The following is a 15,937-nucleotide window of genomic DNA, read 5'->3' on the forward strand; positions in this document are numbered from 1 at the left end:
CCAACCTATCACGCCAGGTCGAAAGGACCGAAGCTTATGGCGATTACCATCGATATCGACACTGCACGCCCCTACCAGGTGCATGTTGGCACGTTTTTGCTGGAGCAGGCGGGACCGCTCGTGCGCGCCACTGCCGGCGGCACCAAGGCCGTCATCGTGACGGACACCAACGTGGGCCCGCTCTACCAGATGCCCGTTAAGCAGAGCCTGGAGGCGTCAGGCTACGAGGTGAGCATCTGCACCTTCGAGGCAGGCGAGGCCCATAAGCGCGCCGAAACCTATGTTGCCATTTTGGAGTTTGTGGCCGAGCACGAGCTTTCGCGCTCCGACGTGATCGTGGCACTCGGCGGCGGCGTCGTGGGCGACGTTGCGGGCTTTGTGGCCGCCACCTACATGCGCGGCTGCAAGTTTGTGCAGATCCCAACGAGCCTGCTCGCCATGGTGGATTCGTCGGTGGGCGGCAAGACTGCCATCGACCTGGCCGCCGGCAAGAACTTGGCCGGCGCCTTTTGGCAGCCGAGCGTGGTTATCGCCGACGTAGGGTGCCTGGCCACCCTCACGCCCGAGCAGTTCGCCGACGGCTGTGGCGAGGTCGTCAAACACGCCGTGATCGCCGATCCAGAGCTGTTTGCCGAGCTGGAGAAGACCCCGCTCACGCTGGAGCTGCTCAACCGCGATGTGGCCCGCGTTGCGCTCATCATCGCCCGCAATATCGACATCAAGCGCGCCGTGGTCGTTGCCGACGAGCGCGAGACCAACCAGCGCAAGCTGCTCAACTTTGGGCACAGCGCAGGACACGCCGTCGAGGCCTGCGAGCACTTTGAGCTCGGCCACGGCAACTGCGTGTCAATCGGTATGGGTATCATCACGCGCGCCGCGGCCCTGCACGGGGTATGCGACGCTGCACTGCCCGGGCGCATTGAAGAGCTCTGCGCCCGCCACGGCCTCAAGACCCGCTGCGACTTGGATGCCGACGCCGTCTTTGCCGAGGCGCTCCACGATAAGAAGCGTGCGGGCGACACCATCGACCTGGTGATTCCGCACGACATTGGCCGCTGTAGCATCGACCGCACGCCGCTTTCCACCTTCCACGATTTAATTGCCGAGGGCCTCGGCCAGAAGGGAGACGCATCCGCATGCTAGCCCGCATCACCCCGTCCCCGCTCAAGGGCACCGTTCCCGCCATCGCATCCAAGTCGATGGCTCACCGCCTGATCATCTGCGCCGCGCTTGCCAACGGCGAGACGCACGTCACCTGCAACACCACCTGTGCCGATATCGAGGCCACGGTGCGTTGCCTCACGGCGCTCGGCGCCCGCATCGAGACCGCCGAGGACGGCTTCCAGGTCCACCCCACCATGAAGAGTATTGAGTTCGGCCTGCTCAAGGCACTTGCGGGCGGCACGCTCGACTGCGGCGAGAGCGGCTCAACGCTCCGCTTTATGCTGCCCGTCGCCTGCGCGCTGGGGGCAGAGGCAACCTTTGTGGGCCAGGGCCGTCTGGGCGCCCGCCCGCTCTCCCCGCTCTCCGATGAGATCATTGCCGCCGGCTGCGACCTGCAGGGTCTGGGCGGTTTTCCGCTCAAGACGAGCGGACGCATGCGCCCGGGCACCTTTGTGCTGCCGGGCAACGTGAGCTCGCAGTACATCTCGGGCCTGCTGCTGGCGGCTCCGCTGCTGGCCCAGCCCTCCTGCGTGCAGGTGACCGGCCTCATCGAGAGCCGCCCCTACATCAATCTGACCATCCAGGCCATGAAGGCCTTTGGCATCGAGGTCAACGTCGAGCGTATTCCCGCCAAGGACGGCAAGCCCGAAGTCACAAACTTCCGCGTGAGCAGTGGCTCGTACCGCACGCCCGGCAACGTGGCCGTCGAGGGCGACTGGTCCAACGCTGCCTTTTGGCTGTGTGCCGGCGCCATCGGCACCGACCCCATCACCGTCGAGGGTGTGTCCCTGAGCTCCGCGCAGGGCGACCGCAACGTGCTCGCCGCGCTTTCGCGCTTTGGCGCCCGCATCGTGCGCTCCACCAACGCCGCCACCGTGCAGTCCGACAAGCTCGCCGGCTTTGAGATGAGTGCCCACGACATTCCCGACCTTGTGCCCGTTATCTCGGCCGTGGCCTCGCTGGCACAGGGCCGCACCTTTATCCGCGATTGCGCCCGTCTGCGTATCAAGGAATCCGACCGCCTGGCCACCACCACCCGCGAGCTCACCGCGCTGGGCGCGCAGGTGCGTATTGCCGGCGACGACCTCATCATCAAGGGCGTCGATGCCCTTACCGGCGGCGAGGTCGATTCGCACAACGACCACCGCATCGCCATGATGGCAGCCATCGCCGCAAGTCGCGCCACCGGCGAGGTCGTGATCCACGGCGCCGAGGCCGTCAACAAGTCCTATCCCGATTTCTTCGACCACTACCGCCTGTTGGGCGGCAAGGTCACGATCGAGGAGGAATAGCATGTCCTCGACCTTTGGCAACGTTTTGCATCTGAGCATTTTCGGCCAATCACACTCTCCCGCCATCGGCTGCTCGCTCGATGGCATCCCGGCGGGCATCGCTGTGGACCAGGAGCAGCTGCAGGCCTTTTTGGATCGTCGCGCCCCCGGTCGCGACGAGACCGCGACCAAACGCCGCGAGGCCGACGCCGTCCACATCATCGCCGGTGTTGTCGATGGACATACCACCGGCGCGCCCATCGCCGCGATTATCGAGAACACCAACACGCGCTCCAAGGATTACTCCGAGCTGCGCCGCAAGCCCCGCCCGGGACACGCGGACTTCCCCGCCCGCGTGAAGTACCACAACATGCACGACGTCGCCGGCGGTGGGCACTTCTCCGGTCGCCTGACGGCGCCCTTATGTATCGCAGGCGGCATTGCGCTGCAAGCACTCGAAGCCCGTGGCATTCAGGTCATGGCGCACGTGGCGCAGATCGGCGGCATCTCCGACCTACCCATGGACGACATGGTCTACCGCGAGTCCGACCGTAAGGCGATTCTTTCGAACGACCTGCCCTGCATTGACGCCGCGGCTGCCGGCCGCATGCGCGAGGAGATTCTTGCCGCGCGCGATGAGCTCGACAGCATCGGCGGCATCGTGGAGTGCGGTATCTACGGCCTGCCCGCGGGCATCGGTGACCCCATGTTCGACGGCATCGAGAACCGCATCGCGCAGATCGCGTTTGGCATTCCCGCTGTAAAGGGCGTTGAGTTTGGCATGGGCTTTGCCGTGGCCGCCATGCGTGGCAGCGAGAACAACGACCCGTATCGTATTGATGGAGAGACCGGCGAGATCGAGGTCGAGTCCAACAACGCGGGCGGCATCCTCGGCGGCATTTCCACCGGCGCGCCCGTCATGTGGCGCATGGCCGTAAAGCCGACGCCTTCGATCGGACGCGAACAGCAGACCGTAGACATGGATGCCATGGAAAATGCCGAGCTCTCGGTCCACGGCCGTCACGACCCCTGCATCGTCCCCCGCGCCGTCCCCGTAGCCGAGGCAGCCGCCGCCCTCGCCATCTGGGACGCCCTCCTAGAAGACGCCGCCCAGCGCTAGCTCACCTGAGCAACCAGACAACATCCGCCGCGTGAAAGGGTTCCCATGGACCTCGCAGACATCCGCCAGGCCATCGATGGCATCGACACCACGCTCCTCAACAGCTTTGTCGAGCGCATGGACATTGCCACCGAGGTCGCCAAATCCAAGATCGAGATGGGCAAGGCCGTCTTCGACCCCGCCCGCGAGCGCTCCAAGCTCAACAACCTCGCCAGCCGCGCACCCGAGCGCTACGAGGCGCAGACCATCACGCTGTTCCGGCTCCTCATGAGCATGAGCAAGGCCGAGCAGCAGCGCTACATCAACGAGCTCAAGGGCATCACGGTGTCGCAAAAGGCCCACGCCACGGCCGTGCCCCTCGACACGCCCTTCCCCCAGACGGCTACGGTCGCTTGCCAGGGAGTCGAGGGCGCCTACAGCCAGATTGCCGCGTGCAAGCTCTTCGACGTGCCCGATATCGCGTTTTTCGAGACCTTCGAAGGCGTCATGCGCGCCGTGCGCGACGGCTTCTGCGAGTTTGGCGTGCTGCCCATCGAAAACTCAACCGCCGGCTCGGTCAACGCCGTCTACGACCTGCTCGCACAGTTCGACTTTCACATCGTGCGCTCGCTGCGCCTCAAGATCGACCACAACCTGCTCGTCAAGCCCGGCACCAAGCTGCAGGACGTGCGCGAGGTCTACAGCCACGGCCAGGCCATCGCCCAGTGCGCCGGTTTTATCGAGGCCCACGACCTGCATGCCACCAAGTACCCCAACACGGCCATGTCGGCCGAGATGGTCGCCAACTCCGACCGCACCGACGTCGCCGCCATCGCATCGCGCAGCTGTGCGACACTCTACGGCTTGGAGGTGTTGGATCCCAACATCCAGGACTCGGACAACAACTACACGCGCTTCGTCGTCATCAGCCGCGAGCCGTGCGTCTACCCCGGCGCCAACCGCACCTCGCTCATGATCACCACGGCCAACGAGCCGGGCGCCCTCTACCGCGTGCTCGAGCGCTTCTACGCGCTCAACATCAACCTCATCAAGCTCGAGAGCCGCCCCATCCCCGGCCACGACTTTGAGTTTATGTTCTACTTCGACCTGGACTGCCCCTTTGGCAGCAAGGCCCTCGACGACCTGCTCGATTCCATCAACGACGTGTGCGAGAGCTTTACCTACTTTGGCAGCTACACGGAGGTGCTCTAGATGACCGATACAGCCGCAACCCACCCCTACGGCGTACTGGGCCGCGTGCTGGGCCACAGCTACACCCCGACCATCTACAAGGAGCTCGCGGGCCTGGAGTACGTGCGCTTTGAGCGCGAGCCCGAGGACCTCGAGGCGTTTATGACCGGCGACGAGTGGGAGGGCACCAACGTGACCATCCCCTACAAGCGCGCCGTCATGGACTACCTGGACGAGCTGAGCCCGCTGGCCGAGCGCATGGGCAACGTCAACACGATCACCCGCCTGGCCGACGGCCGCCTGCGCGGCGACAATACCGACTACTTCGGCTTTCAGTGCTTGGTCGAGGAGCTGGGTGTCGAGGTTGCTGGCAAGAAGGTCCTCGTGCTCGGCGCCACCGGCGGTGCCGGTACCACGGCAAGCATGGTGCTGAGCGATCTGGGCGCCATCGTCGTGCCCGTGGGACGCAAGAGCGAGGTCAACTACGACAACATCGCACAGCAGTCCGACGCGGCGCTGCTCGTCAACTGCACGCCCGCCGGCATGTTCCCCCACTGTCCCGATGCACCCTGCACGCTCGAGGGCCTCGATGCGCTCGAGGGCGTCATCGATATCGTCTACAACCCCGCCCGCACGGGGCTCATGCTCGAGGCCGAGCGCCGCGGCATCCCCAGCATCGGCGGTCTGCTGATGCTCGTAGCGCAGGCTGCGCAGGCCGTCGAGCGCTACACCGGTCAGATCACCCCGCGCGAGCGCATCCTCGACGTGACGGAGCGTCTGTCTCGCCGCGAGCAAAACATCGCCCTAATCGGCATGCCGGGCTCGGGCAAGACCCGTGTGGGTGAGCAGATCGCCCTGCTCACCGGGCGCGAGCATATCGATCTGGATCGCGCCCTCAAGGAGCGACTCGGTATGCCCTGCGCCGACTTTATCGTCGAGCGCGGCGAGCCGGCCTTCCGCGAGCAGGAGACGGCTGCCTTGGCCGACATTTCCAAGCGCAGCGGTCTGGTGCTCTCCACCGGCGGCGGCGTCGTCACGCGCGACGAGAACTATCCGCTGCTGCACCAGAACAGCCTGATCGTAATGCTCAACCGCAAGCTCGACGAGCTCGCCCACAAGGGTCGTCCCATCACCGCCCGCGACGGCATCGACAAGCTGGCCGAACAGCGCATGCCGCGCTACCGTGCCTGGGCCGATTACATCATCGACTCGCGCGACTGCGCCGCCAACACCGCCCGCGCCGTCCTCGACGCCCTCCCACCCGCTCTCTAACAAAAACCACCACAAAGGGGACAGGCACCTTTGTGGTGGTTTTTCAACCGCAAAGGAAGCAACCATGAAAGCACTCGTCATCAACGGCCCCAATCTAAACATGCTCGGCATTCGCGAGCCGGGCATCTACGGCAGCGACAACTACGACCGCCTGGTCCAGATTTGCCAGGAAGCGGGCGCCGCACAGGGCTTCGACGAGGTCGAGGTCTTCCAGTCTAACCACGAGGGCAGCATCGTCGACAAGATCCAGGAGGCCTACGGCAAGGTCGACGGCATCGTCATAAACCCGGCCGCCTATACGCATACGAGCGTCGCGATCCTCGACGCCCTCAAGGCCGTCGCCATCCCTGCCGTCGAGGTCCACATCAGCGCCGTCGAGACCCGCGAGGACTTCCGCCAGGTGAGCTACGCCCGCCTGGCCTGCTTCGCCACCATCACCGGTGAGGGCCTGCAGGGCTACGCACATGCGCTAGAGCTGTTGAGGGAACGACTCGAAAAGTAGTCTCGCGCGCAAATCCATCAACCCCGATTCGCACGCCAGTAATGCCAGTGCCGCCAGCAGCAACCTCGCTACTGGCGGCACTTTATTACTGGCATATAATCGTTGCAGCCACACAACGTCTGGAGACTCGCATGCTAAGCATCCATCTGGGAGATTACCCCGGTTCCATCTACGATACCGAGACCTACTTTAGGAACTCATACTTGGACTCATGGTTCGAAGACCCTATGGCCGCACAGATCATTAAAAGCGTGGACGGATCAGAGCTCATCGGCCCCCACAACATCGTAAGCAAGCAGCTGGGCTCGATCACCCCACTCGAACTGTCCGGCGGCGTTAAGACGCTGCTGCTGGTGCGCAATCTACCAAACATGGTGTTCAATGCATCCACTTGCGGAGATAACTGCGCCCGCTGGCTGCTCAAAATTGGCAAAGAGCAGGATGTGCTGGTGACCCTTTACCACATCATGAAATTTCCCTGGAAGCGTTTTGAGATTCGCATCAATAACGACGGCCGCATCGTCAGGAACATGCAGGAGTTCGTCGGTGCCACCAATGATTTTCTGGATGTTGATGAGTAATGAAAGGATCACACACCGTTGTCGTGGAGCGCGCAAAAGTCAAATACACGCTCACCTTTAAACGCAATATTTCCTTCATCCGCGGCAACAGCGGCACGGGCAAAACGACGCTCATCTCGATGATTCGCGACTACAACGACCGAGGACCGGAAAGCGGCGTTGCACTCAGCTGCGACGTGCCTTGCGAAACGCTTTCCGGCAGACGCTGGGAGCGCGAGCTTTCGATCATCGAAGATTCAATCGTCTTTCTAGATGAGGGCAACGAGTTTATCTACTCAAAGGACTTCGCCAAAACCGTAAACGGCTCGTCCAACTATTTTGTTCTGATATCTCGTCGCGATGCCAACGAGCTCCCCTACAGCGTTGATGAGATCCTGAAGTTAGTCAACACGACGAGTAAAACAATCAATGGCCGCAAGAGCGACAGGCGCTTCTACTCGGTGACCAAGCCGCTATATGACCACACGGCAAGCATGCTGTATCAGGATCTAAATGTTGGATTCGAGGTACCCGACGCCGTAGTTGTCGAGGATAGCAAATCTGGCTATCAATTCTACGACGCTCTTTGCAACCGGCTCGGAATCCCCTGCTATACCGCCACCGGCGTAGCAAATCTAAAGCGGACAATTCACGAATGCCCCGAGCAAAACGTTCTTGCCATTGGAGACGGCGCAGCGTTTGGTCCCTACATCGAAAAGGTGCTCGGACAGCGCGTTTACAAGAACGTTCGCTTGTTCCTCCCGGAATCATTCGAGTGGACACTTCTGCAATCTGGCCTCATTCCCAGTAACGACATTCCAAAAATCCTCAAGGATCCTTCGAGCTATATCGAAAGCCGCGACTACCTAAGCTGGGAACGATTCTTCACCGACGTATTGATCAAGTACTCGGCAGACACTCGCTACGCCTACAGAAAGGCAAAGCTCAATGAGCAGTACCTGAGGCCGCAGGCGATGAATGCAGTTGCAAACGTCTTGCCCGAGTGCCTGAAGGCAGACTAGACAGACTAGATATAGTGGGGAGGGCCAAGTTGGTCCTCCCCGTTTTTGTTACGCCTTCTTGATCACGTACACCAACCCTATGTCGCACCTGCGGCGCACAATCGACGCAAAGAGCCACGATGCTGGCAGCGTCATAAGCAGAGGCATGGTCTGCCAAGGAATAAACCAATCGACCGCGTGGATTGCAAAGATGGCAAGACTGGCCTGTCCGCAGAACACGAGCGCTCGCTCAAAGGACCCCAAAACCGGCACGTCTTTCAACTTCTCCAACGCCATCGAAACCCAGCACACGCAGTAGCTACCGGCAAGAGCGGCAACTGTCGCAACCAAAAACCCATCCACGCGGCGGCTCGAAAGCTCACCCCACTCAGCGCGGCAAGGACAAGCCAAGCAACACCGGCTCCAATAAACAGCAGAGGCTCGCTCACGCTCGGCTCCAGCCCCCTTAGGCGCGCCGTATAACCAATCCACATCAGCAGCACAACAGCAGCTCACGCCACGGCTTCGGTCTAAACGTATACCCGGCAAGAATAAAGAACACCGGCATGTGAAAAAGCCCAGACCACCAAGCGGTCTGGGCTTAATAAACGATGGTGCTCCATGGCGGATTCGAACCGTCGACCTTGGGATTAGAAGTCCCCTGCTCTATCCAACTGAGCTAATGGAGCAAATAACCGCACGCCCAAGCAAGCGCAAGCCTGTCAGGCGCAAGTAATTATAACCTAGTTGAACTGCTCGCGGTACGCCTTGCAGACCTCATCGACCGGGCCGTCCATGCGAAGGTCACCCTTCTCAATCCAAACGGCACGCTGGCAGATGCGCTCAACCTGCTCCATAGAGTGCGAAACGAACAGAACCGTCACGTCGCCGCTCTGGATAAAGTGCTGGATACGGTCCTCGCACTTCTGCTGGAAGAACACATCACCGACGGACAACGTCTCGTCAACGATCAGAATATCGGGCTCGGTAATCGTCGCGATTGCAAAGGCGATACGCGCCACCATGCCCGAGGAGAAGTTCTTAAGCGGCATATCGACAAAGTTCTGCAGCTCAGCGAATTCGATAATGCCGTCAAAGTTGGCATCGATGAACTCCTTGGTATAGCCGAGCAGGGCGCCGTTCAGATAGATGTTCTCGCGGGCGGTCAGCTCGGGGTCAAAGCCGGCGCCAAGCTCAATCAGCGGCGCGATGTTACCGTGCACCTTAACGCTGCCCTCGCTAGGCTCAAGAACGCCAGCGATAATCTTGAGCATCGTAGACTTGCCGGAGCCATTGGTGCCGACCAGACCCACAACCTCGCCGCGATGAATATCAAACGAGATGTGCTTAAGCGCCCTAAACTCCTCAAAGAACAGCTCGTGCTTGGCAAGCTTAATGAAGTACTCCTTGAGGTTGGTCAGCGACTCGGACGCCATGTTAAAGATCATGGTGACGTCGTCGACCTCGACAGCCAGAGGCTGCTCGCTGTAATCAACAACAGATTCAGTCATCACAGCACTCCTTAGATGTAGAGGATGAACTTGCGCTCGGACTTATGGAACACGGTATAGCCAATAATAAGCGCAAGAACCGCCCAGGCAACGCACATACCAAACGTCATAAGCGAGGGCGTAGTCTGGAACAGGAAGATATCGCGCATAAACTGCAGGTAGTTGAACATGGGGTTCGCATACATCAAGATACGCACGAGATGCGGCATTTGCGCAATATAGTCAGTCGTCCAGAAGATGGGCGTAATGTAAGTCCACGCCGTAATGACGACGCTCCACAGATGCATAACGTCGCGGAAGAAGACCGTAAGGGCAGAGAGCATCATGCCCAGGCCCATGCAGAAGCACATAAGCAGCAGCAGGCAAACCGGCAGCAGAATAAGGTGCCAAGAAGGCATAACGCGGAACCACAGCATGACGATGGCGACGGCGACCAGCGAGAAGGCAAAGTTGACCAGCGAGAAGAGCACCTTCTGCACCGGGAAAACCCAGCGGTGCACCTTAACCTTCTTGAGCAGAGGGGCAGCGCCCACGATCGACGTCAGGGCCTGGTTAGTAGACTCAGACATGACGGCAAAGGTAATGTTACCCACGATCAAGTACAGCGGGTACATCTCGGGCGTCATTGAGCCATTGCGGCCCTGGCCAAAAATCGTCGAGAACACGATGGCCATGACGATCATCATCAGCAGCGGGTTGAGCACCGACCATGCGACGCCCAGAACGCTACGGCGATACTTGATCTTAAAATCCTTGGTAACCAGCTGACGAAGGATAAACGCGTCCTTCTCAAATTCGTTCTTAGCAAACGTCGCAGGCAGACTGCGAGTTTCTTGTTGCTTTGTCTGATCCGACACGGATGCAACTCCTTTACTCGTAATCGTTGACAAACGAACAGTATAGACCCGACGGCCATGCAAACGATTCGCGCAACAAAACTGGAGAACTAACCCACATCTTAGGATGCCAGGCCCAAACGGCTATACTTTCTAGGATTGAATGTATAAGGAGCATTAAGTGAATTCTGAATCCATCGCCGTCATCATCCCTTGCTACAACGAAGCGCTCACGATCGGCAAAGTCATCGATGACTTTCACCGCGAGCTTCCGCAGGCGACGGTCTATGTCTATGACAACAACTCGTCGGACGATACCTCACGCATTGCCACCGAGCACGGCGCCACAGTCCGCTTTGAGCCCCGTCAGGGAAAGGGCAACGTGTGCCGCCAGATGTTTCGCGATATCGACGCCGATTGCTACCTGATGGTCGACGGAGACGACACCTACCCCGCCGAGGCGGCCAAGGCCCTCTGCGAGCCCATCCTTAACGGCACGGCCGACATGACCGTAGGCGATCGCCTTTCCAACGGCACCTACGCCGAGGAGAACAAGCGTGCCTTCCACGGCTTTGGCAACAATCTGGTCCGTGCCATGATCAAGTGGATCTATGGCTACAGCTTCGATGATGTCATGACCGGCTACCGTGCCATGAGCCGCCCGTTCGTTAAAACCTTCCCTGTGCTTTCCGAGGGCTTCCAGATCGAAACCGAGCTCTCGATCCACGCCGTCGACCACCGCTGGCGCATCAAGGATGTGCCCATCGAGTACCGCGACCGTCCGGAAGGTTCCGAGTCCAAGCTCAATACCGTAAGCGACGGCATTAAAGTCGTTGCGATGATTGGCACGCTGTTCAAGGACTACCGCCCGCTGAAGTTCTTCAGCCTCGTTGCGCTTCTGTTCGCGGTATTCGGCCTCGCCCTGGGCATGCCCATCGTTGTCGAATATTTCCAGACCGGCCTCGTCCCGCGCTTCCCCACCGCTATGCTCGCCGCCTCGTTTATGTTCCTGTGCGGCCTGAGCCTTGCGACCGGCTTCATCCTAGATTCTGTAGCAAAGGTCGAAAAAAAGCAGTGGGAGGTCAACGTGTACAGCAAATACGCCTACGACGACCAGCCCGGCCACCCTACTTCCATGCCAAGCGAGAGGTAGATCTTCCGCAAAATACTATTGGCACCACTGCGCAGATAGCCACCAACAAGAAAAGCCGCCGTTAAAGAACGGCGGCTTTTACTCTCGAAAAGTTAATAGCGGCTAGAGCGTCTTGATGTACTCCCCCAGCTCTTCCTCCCAGTCGGGCATGTGGAAGCCGGCAGCCTCGAGCTTGGACAGGTCGAGCGCGGAGTGGACCGGGCGCGGGGCGACGGGGCCCTCGGCGCTCGCGTAGTAGTCGGCGGTCGATACCGGCACGACCCTGTCCCCGTTGCCGTTGGCGGCCTCGAAGACGGCGCGGGCGATATCGGCCCAGGACTTGACGGTGCCGGAGCCGGTGCAGTCGTAGGTGCCGTAGGGGGCGTGCGTCCCCAGCACGTGGAAGATGGCCTCGGCCATGTCGCGCGTGAAGGTCAGGCGGCCCAGCTGGTCGTCAACGACCGTGACCTGCTCGAGCCCGTCCTCGAGGTCGGCGACGCGGTCGGACAGGCCCTTCATCGTCTTGACGAAGTTGCGGCCCTCGCCGATGACCCAGCTGGAGCGCATGATGTAGTGGCGCGGGCACCCGGCCACGGCGATGTCGCCGGCGGCCTTGGTCTGGCCGTAGACGGACAGCGGGCTGAGGGGCTCGTCCTCGTCATGCACCTCGGCGGTGCCGTCGAAGACGTAGTCGCTGGACACGTGGACGAGGGTGATCCCGTGATCAGAGCATGTGCGGGCGAGGAGGGCGGGGCCGGTCGCGTTGGCCTTCCAGGCGGTCGCGCGGCCCTCGGCGGTCTCCGCCCTATCCACGGCGGTGTAGGCGCCGCAGTTGATCACGGTGCCGTAGAGCGACCAGTCGTACTGTGTGTAGGCGTCCGGGTCTGACATATCGAAGGTGTCGATGTCGCAGAAGTCGAAGTCCTTGGCGACGCCGCGCTCCTCCGCCAGCCTGCGCACAGCATGGCCCAGCTGGCCGTTGCAGCCGGTGACGAGCGTCCTCTTGGGCGCCATTGGGACGACGTCCCTGAGCATCGGGTGGTTGAGGTCGGCCTCGGAGACGGTGGCCTCATCGAGCGGGATCGGCCACTCGATGGCGAGCTCGGGGTCGGCGAGGTTCACGAAGGTGTAGGTCTTCTTGAGCTCGAGGGACCAGTGGGCGTCCACCAGGTAGGTGTAGGCGGTGCCGTCCTCCAGGGCCTGGAAGGAGTTGCCCACGCCGCGCGGGACGTAGATGGCCTTGGACGGGTCGAGCGTGCAGGTGAACACCTTCCCGTAGGTCTCGCTGCCCTCGCGCAGGTCCACCCAGGCGCCGAAGACGCTGCCGCGCGCCACGGAGATGAACTTGTCCCAGGGCTCGGCGTGGATGCCGCGGGTGACGCCGCGGCTGTCGTTGTAGGAGATGTTGTTCTGAACGACCCTGAGGTCCGGGATGCCCAGGGCGGTCATCTTGGCGCGCTGCCAGTTCTCCTTGAACCAGCCGCGCGAGTCGCCGTGGACGGCGAGGTCGACGACCTTGAGGCCCTCGATGCCGGTCTCGGCGACGGAGAGGTCCTTCTCGAATGCGATGTCTGCCATGTGGGAAAAGCTCCTATCGAAGAGGTTGTATAACCGGGGGCGCCCGCGCGGTGCGGTTCGCCGGAATGCAGTCTTACTGGCCCTGTGCGCGGTAGCGGGCCTCGGTGGCCTCCTTGGCGGGGCGCCACCAGGACTCGTTGGCGACGTACCAGTCGATGGTCCGCTTGAGCCCCTCGGCGAAGTCGGTGTGGGCCGGCCTCCAGCCCAGCTCGCGCTGGAGCTTGGTGGAGTCGATGGCGTAGCGGCGGTCGTGGCCGGGGCGATCGGCGACCCAGTCGAAGTCCTCGGGGTCCTTTCCCATCGCCTCGAGGATCATGCGCAGGACGGTGATGTTGTTCTTCTCGCCATTTGCGCCGATGAGGTAGGTCTCCCCCATCCGGCCCTTGGTGAGGATGTCCCAGACGGCAGAGGAGTGGTCCTCGGTGTGGATCCAGTCGCGGACGTTCTCGCCGCGGCCGTAGAGCTTGGGGCGCACGCCGTCGATGATGTTGGTGATCTGCCTGGGGATGAACTTCTCCACGTGCTGGTAGGGGCCGTAGTTGTTGGAGCAGTTGGAGATCGTGGTGCGCAGGCCGTAGGTGCGGGTCCAGGCGCGGACCAGCATGTCGGAGGACGCCTTGGTGCTCGAGTACGGGCTGCTCGGGTGATACGGCGTCTCCTCGGTGAACTTGGCGGGGTCGTCGAGCGCCAGGTCGCCGTAGACCTCGTCGGTGGAGACGTGGTGGTAGCGGATGCCGTATTTCCTCACGGCCTCCAGCAGGCGGAAGGTGCCCTCCACGTTGGTGCGCAGGAACGGCTCGGGGTCCGCGATGGAGTTGTCGTTGTGGCTCTCGGCGGCGTAGTGCACGATCGCGTCGTGGCCCGGCACCAGCCTGTCCAGCAGCTCCGCGTCGCAGATGTCGCCCACGACGAGCTCCACGCGGTCCGACGGCAGGCCCGCGATGTTCTCGGGGTTGCCGGCGTAGGTCAGCTTGTCCAGGACGGTGACGTGCACCTCGGGGTGGTTGTCGACCACGTAGTGCACGAAGTTGCTGCCGATGAAGCCGCAGCCGCCAGTGACGATGATATTCTTGGGTTCGAAAATCTCAGACATGAAAATCCAATCTGAAGCATGTACAGCTTCTTTAGTATGCCGCAGGAAGTGACGCCGCGACGCTATTCAACAAAACTATCGGACATTTCGGCATGCGATAAGAGCCATAACCTTCGCAGAATTACCTCCTGTACAAAACGCCTCCGAAATGCAGTCTTTGTCGTAGTGAAAAACCGAATCCCCAGTTATTTCACGTAAGTACTTATAGAAGAAATCCTCCCAGCTTTTAAACTTCTCACTGTTTACAAAGGCTTCTGGGGTTTCCAAAACCGTCTTAACATCTAGCCCTGAAATTACGCCGGAGCTCAGCAGAAGCCATTCGAACGACTCGGGAAGACAAACCGTAACAGTATCGCGGTGAATGTCTTGCAGCTTAAGGACGCGGTCCGCATAGCACCCAAATGCCGCCCCGTCCGCGACAACAAACACGCGATCGTCGAGATGCTGATCCAACCAGCCCAAAATCGCGCTGTTCGTCATGGCCGAAGTACAGGTAAGCTCACTGTCAGCAAAATGCCGTTTAAAGAACTGGAAACCAGACTTACTGTCCTCGCATAGAAGGATAGAAAAGTCCTGTTTTGGCGCCGACCGGGAAATAGCATAACGATGATTCCCGCGATCTTGATAAACAGGGACGAAAGAATGGTATTTTCCGCTCGTCTTAATCTTGTAAATCTCATCCACGCTATACGGAAGATTGGGGAAATCAGCCCTTGAGATCAGCACGAAATAATTCGAGGAATACAGCACATGATGGGCAAACTCATCAGAATGGATCTCTTTTAAGCCCTCATCGACAAATACAATCGAGTCATGAACGGACGAAAGCTGGTTTCGCCAATCATAATCGGTCAGGGCGACACAGGGACAATCGCATTGCAAGGAAACACCCGACTGCTCGCCCGTTCGCATGTAGTCTGCGACCATGTCAAACAGTGTCGTCTTACCCGTGCCACTATCCCCACGCACAATAGTAATGTTCCGTTTAATGGTAAATGTGTACTTGGTTCCCCTGCGGCGGGAAATCTTAACGAGATGCGAACCGTTCATAAGCAGCACCTACAGATACGGAATCGACTCGTGAATCAAATCGGCCATGTTGTGAACGATTCGGCCGCTATTCACGACTTTAATTTTAAAATCCTCGCGACCAAAGTCCATCACATGATAGAGATTCACAACGAGCTTGCGGTCTTTCGCCATGTCGAGAATCCACTTGGCACAGTTGTCACCACAGGTAGAAGCGTTAAAAATATGCTTACGATCAAATCTCATAAGCAGCAGCGTTTTCACGCCACCAGAAAGCTGGAGTGGGGAGATGGATCCAAGCACAGGGCTTTCGATGACGTTTTCGGAGACAACAACCGATCGATCGACATCTTTAATTATCGAGACTGCATAGGGATCCGTAATCCAAGAAGACCGGTAAGAGTTTTTGAAATATGTCGCTGTGTTGTAAATCGCTTCTGGCATATCGCCAAAGTAGACGCTTAACACATCCACTCCCAATCATATTGTCTTTATGGTCAACGTAATCATAACGAAAGGGGCCACCAGATAAACGGTGACCCCTAAAAGAAAACAAGCTTGCGCTAGTACTCGCGTGGGCTATTGACGATCTCGCCGGCGGCGACCTTCTTCAGGTGCTGCCCGTAGACCGACTTGCCGTAGGCCTTCGCGGCCTCCTCCAGCTCGGCTGTCGTGATCCAGCCGTTCTCCCAGGCGAT

Annotated in this window: 16 protein-coding genes and 1 tRNA gene; 9 read left to right on the forward strand and 8 right to left on the reverse strand. The window is 60.0% G+C overall.

Annotation, left to right across the window (positions count from 1 at the left end; all coding sequences use genetic code 11):
• The first annotated feature begins 36 nt into the window (after nucleotides 1-36).
• From aroB to ACESWY_RS05635, 8 genes are all read left to right on the forward strand, one after another.
• Nucleotides 37-1,143: a 3-dehydroquinate synthase gene (aroB, locus tag ACESWY_RS05600; protein WP_373093224.1), complete on the forward strand. Its 1,107-nt coding sequence runs from the start codon at nucleotides 37-39 to the stop codon at nucleotides 1,141-1,143.
• Nucleotides 1,137-2,456, forward strand: coding sequence for a 3-phosphoshikimate 1-carboxyvinyltransferase (gene aroA, locus ACESWY_RS05605; protein ID WP_373093225.1), 1,320 nt, complete (start codon nucleotides 1,137-1,139; stop codon nucleotides 2,454-2,456). Before aroB ends, aroA begins: the two co-directional genes overlap by 7 nt.
• Before the next feature lies 1 nt (nucleotide 2,457).
• The gene (aroC, locus tag ACESWY_RS05610) at nucleotides 2,458-3,555 is read left to right on the forward strand and encodes a chorismate synthase (protein WP_373093226.1); all 1,098 of its coding nucleotides are present in this window, start codon (nucleotides 2,458-2,460) and stop codon (nucleotides 3,553-3,555) included.
• 45 nt (nucleotides 3,556-3,600) lie between these two features.
• Complete coding sequence (gene pheA, locus ACESWY_RS05615) at nucleotides 3,601-4,746, forward strand: prephenate dehydratase (RefSeq protein ID WP_373093227.1); 1,146 nt, start codon at nucleotides 3,601-3,603, stop codon at nucleotides 4,744-4,746.
• A complete protein-coding gene (locus ACESWY_RS05620; protein WP_373093228.1) occupies nucleotides 4,747-5,997 on the forward strand; it encodes a shikimate kinase in 1,251 nt (416 codons plus the stop codon).
• Nucleotides 5,998-6,061: 64 nt separating this feature from the next.
• The gene (gene aroQ / locus ACESWY_RS05625; RefSeq protein ID WP_055309849.1) at nucleotides 6,062-6,499 is read left to right on the forward strand and encodes a type II 3-dehydroquinate dehydratase; all 438 of its coding nucleotides are present in this window, start codon (nucleotides 6,062-6,064) and stop codon (nucleotides 6,497-6,499) included.
• Between the two features lie 131 nt (nucleotides 6,500-6,630).
• Entirely contained in the window at nucleotides 6,631-7,080 is a 450-nt protein-coding gene (locus ACESWY_RS05630) for a DUF4869 domain-containing protein (RefSeq protein WP_117770387.1), read from the forward strand.
• A gap of 23 nt (nucleotides 7,081-7,103) precedes the next feature.
• Nucleotides 7,104-8,081, forward strand: coding sequence for a DEAD/DEAH box helicase family protein (locus tag ACESWY_RS05635; RefSeq protein ID WP_117770388.1), 978 nt, complete (start codon nucleotides 7,104-7,106; stop codon nucleotides 8,079-8,081).
• A 48-nt stretch (nucleotides 8,082-8,129) separates the two neighbouring features.
• Here ACESWY_RS05635 and ACESWY_RS05640 read toward each other — a convergent pair whose 3' ends face one another.
• The 4 genes from ACESWY_RS05640 to ACESWY_RS05655 form a co-directional block, all read right to left on the reverse strand.
• Nucleotides 8,130-8,471, reverse strand: coding sequence for a hypothetical protein (locus ACESWY_RS05640; protein WP_147333366.1), 342 nt, complete (start codon nucleotides 8,469-8,471; stop codon nucleotides 8,130-8,132).
• Between the two features lie 201 nt (nucleotides 8,472-8,672).
• A tRNA-Arg gene (locus ACESWY_RS05645) sits at nucleotides 8,673-8,749 on the reverse strand.
• 54 nt (nucleotides 8,750-8,803) lie between these two features.
• Nucleotides 8,804-9,571, reverse strand: a complete 768-nt coding sequence (locus tag ACESWY_RS05650; RefSeq protein WP_022094777.1) for an ABC transporter ATP-binding protein — start codon at nucleotides 9,569-9,571, stop codon at nucleotides 8,804-8,806.
• Between the two features lie 11 nt (nucleotides 9,572-9,582).
• On the reverse strand, nucleotides 9,583-10,428 hold the full coding sequence (locus ACESWY_RS05655) for an ABC transporter permease (RefSeq protein ID WP_022094778.1): 846 nt from the start codon (nucleotides 10,426-10,428) through the stop codon (nucleotides 9,583-9,585).
• Nucleotides 10,429-10,588: 160 nt separating this feature from the next.
• Between ACESWY_RS05655 and ACESWY_RS05660 the strand changes: the two genes are divergently transcribed.
• Complete coding sequence (locus tag ACESWY_RS05660) at nucleotides 10,589-11,560, forward strand: glycosyltransferase family 2 protein (protein WP_052044190.1); 972 nt, start codon at nucleotides 10,589-10,591, stop codon at nucleotides 11,558-11,560.
• Between the two features lie 102 nt (nucleotides 11,561-11,662).
• Here ACESWY_RS05660 and ACESWY_RS05665 read toward each other — a convergent pair whose 3' ends face one another.
• The 4 genes from ACESWY_RS05665 to ACESWY_RS05680 form a co-directional block, all read right to left on the reverse strand.
• Nucleotides 11,663-13,117, reverse strand: a complete 1,455-nt coding sequence (locus ACESWY_RS05665; protein WP_117876952.1) for a sugar nucleotide-binding protein — start codon at nucleotides 13,115-13,117, stop codon at nucleotides 11,663-11,665.
• A 73-nt stretch (nucleotides 13,118-13,190) separates the two neighbouring features.
• Nucleotides 13,191-14,210 carry a dTDP-glucose 4,6-dehydratase gene (gene rfbB / locus ACESWY_RS05670; RefSeq protein WP_373093229.1) on the reverse strand — a complete coding sequence of 340 codons (1,020 nt, stop codon included), beginning with the start codon at nucleotides 14,208-14,210 and terminating at the stop codon, nucleotides 13,191-13,193.
• A gap of 75 nt (nucleotides 14,211-14,285) precedes the next feature.
• Nucleotides 14,286-15,260 (reverse strand): hypothetical protein, encoded by a 975-nt coding sequence (locus ACESWY_RS05675; RefSeq protein ID WP_117840298.1) that lies wholly within the window; start codon nucleotides 15,258-15,260, stop codon nucleotides 14,286-14,288.
• A 9-nt stretch (nucleotides 15,261-15,269) separates the two neighbouring features.
• Nucleotides 15,270-15,707, reverse strand: coding sequence for a DUF4869 domain-containing protein (locus tag ACESWY_RS05680; RefSeq protein WP_022094783.1), 438 nt, complete (start codon nucleotides 15,705-15,707; stop codon nucleotides 15,270-15,272).
• Nucleotides 15,708-15,937: the final 230 nt, after the last annotated feature.

It is taken from the genome of Collinsella aerofaciens ATCC 25986 (genome assembly GCF_964237925.1).
In the GTDB taxonomy this organism is placed as follows: Bacteria; Actinomycetota; Coriobacteriia; order Coriobacteriales; family Coriobacteriaceae; genus Collinsella; species Collinsella aerofaciens_BJ.

Excerpts from the sequence above, each read along its gene's own strand:
- ACESWY_RS05630 (WP_117770387.1), top strand. The coding sequence starts at position 6,631 with ATGCTAAGCATCCATCTGGGAGATTACCCCGGTTCCATCTACGATACC.
- pheA (WP_373093227.1), top strand. The coding sequence starts at position 3,601 with ATGGACCTCGCAGACATCCGCCAGGCCATCGATGGCATCGACACCACG.
- ACESWY_RS05675 (WP_117840298.1), bottom strand. The coding sequence starts at position 15,260 with ATGAACGGTTCGCATCTCGTTAAGATTTCCCGCCGCAGGGGAACCAAG.
- aroC (WP_373093226.1), top strand. The coding sequence starts at position 2,458 with ATGTCCTCGACCTTTGGCAACGTTTTGCATCTGAGCATTTTCGGCCAA.
- ACESWY_RS05665 (WP_117876952.1), bottom strand. The coding sequence starts at position 13,117 with ATGGCAGACATCGCATTCGAGAAGGACCTCTCCGTCGCCGAGACCGGC.
- aroA (WP_373093225.1), top strand. The coding sequence starts at position 1,137 with ATGCTAGCCCGCATCACCCCGTCCCCGCTCAAGGGCACCGTTCCCGCC.
- aroB (WP_373093224.1), top strand. The coding sequence starts at position 37 with ATGGCGATTACCATCGATATCGACACTGCACGCCCCTACCAGGTGCAT.
- ACESWY_RS05650 (WP_022094777.1), bottom strand. The coding sequence starts at position 9,571 with ATGACTGAATCTGTTGTTGATTACAGCGAGCAGCCTCTGGCTGTCGAG.
- aroQ (WP_055309849.1), top strand. The coding sequence starts at position 6,062 with ATGAAAGCACTCGTCATCAACGGCCCCAATCTAAACATGCTCGGCATT.
- rfbB (WP_373093229.1), bottom strand. The coding sequence starts at position 14,210 with ATGTCTGAGATTTTCGAACCCAAGAATATCATCGTCACTGGCGGCTGC.
- ACESWY_RS05620 (WP_373093228.1), top strand. The coding sequence starts at position 4,747 with ATGACCGATACAGCCGCAACCCACCCCTACGGCGTACTGGGCCGCGTG.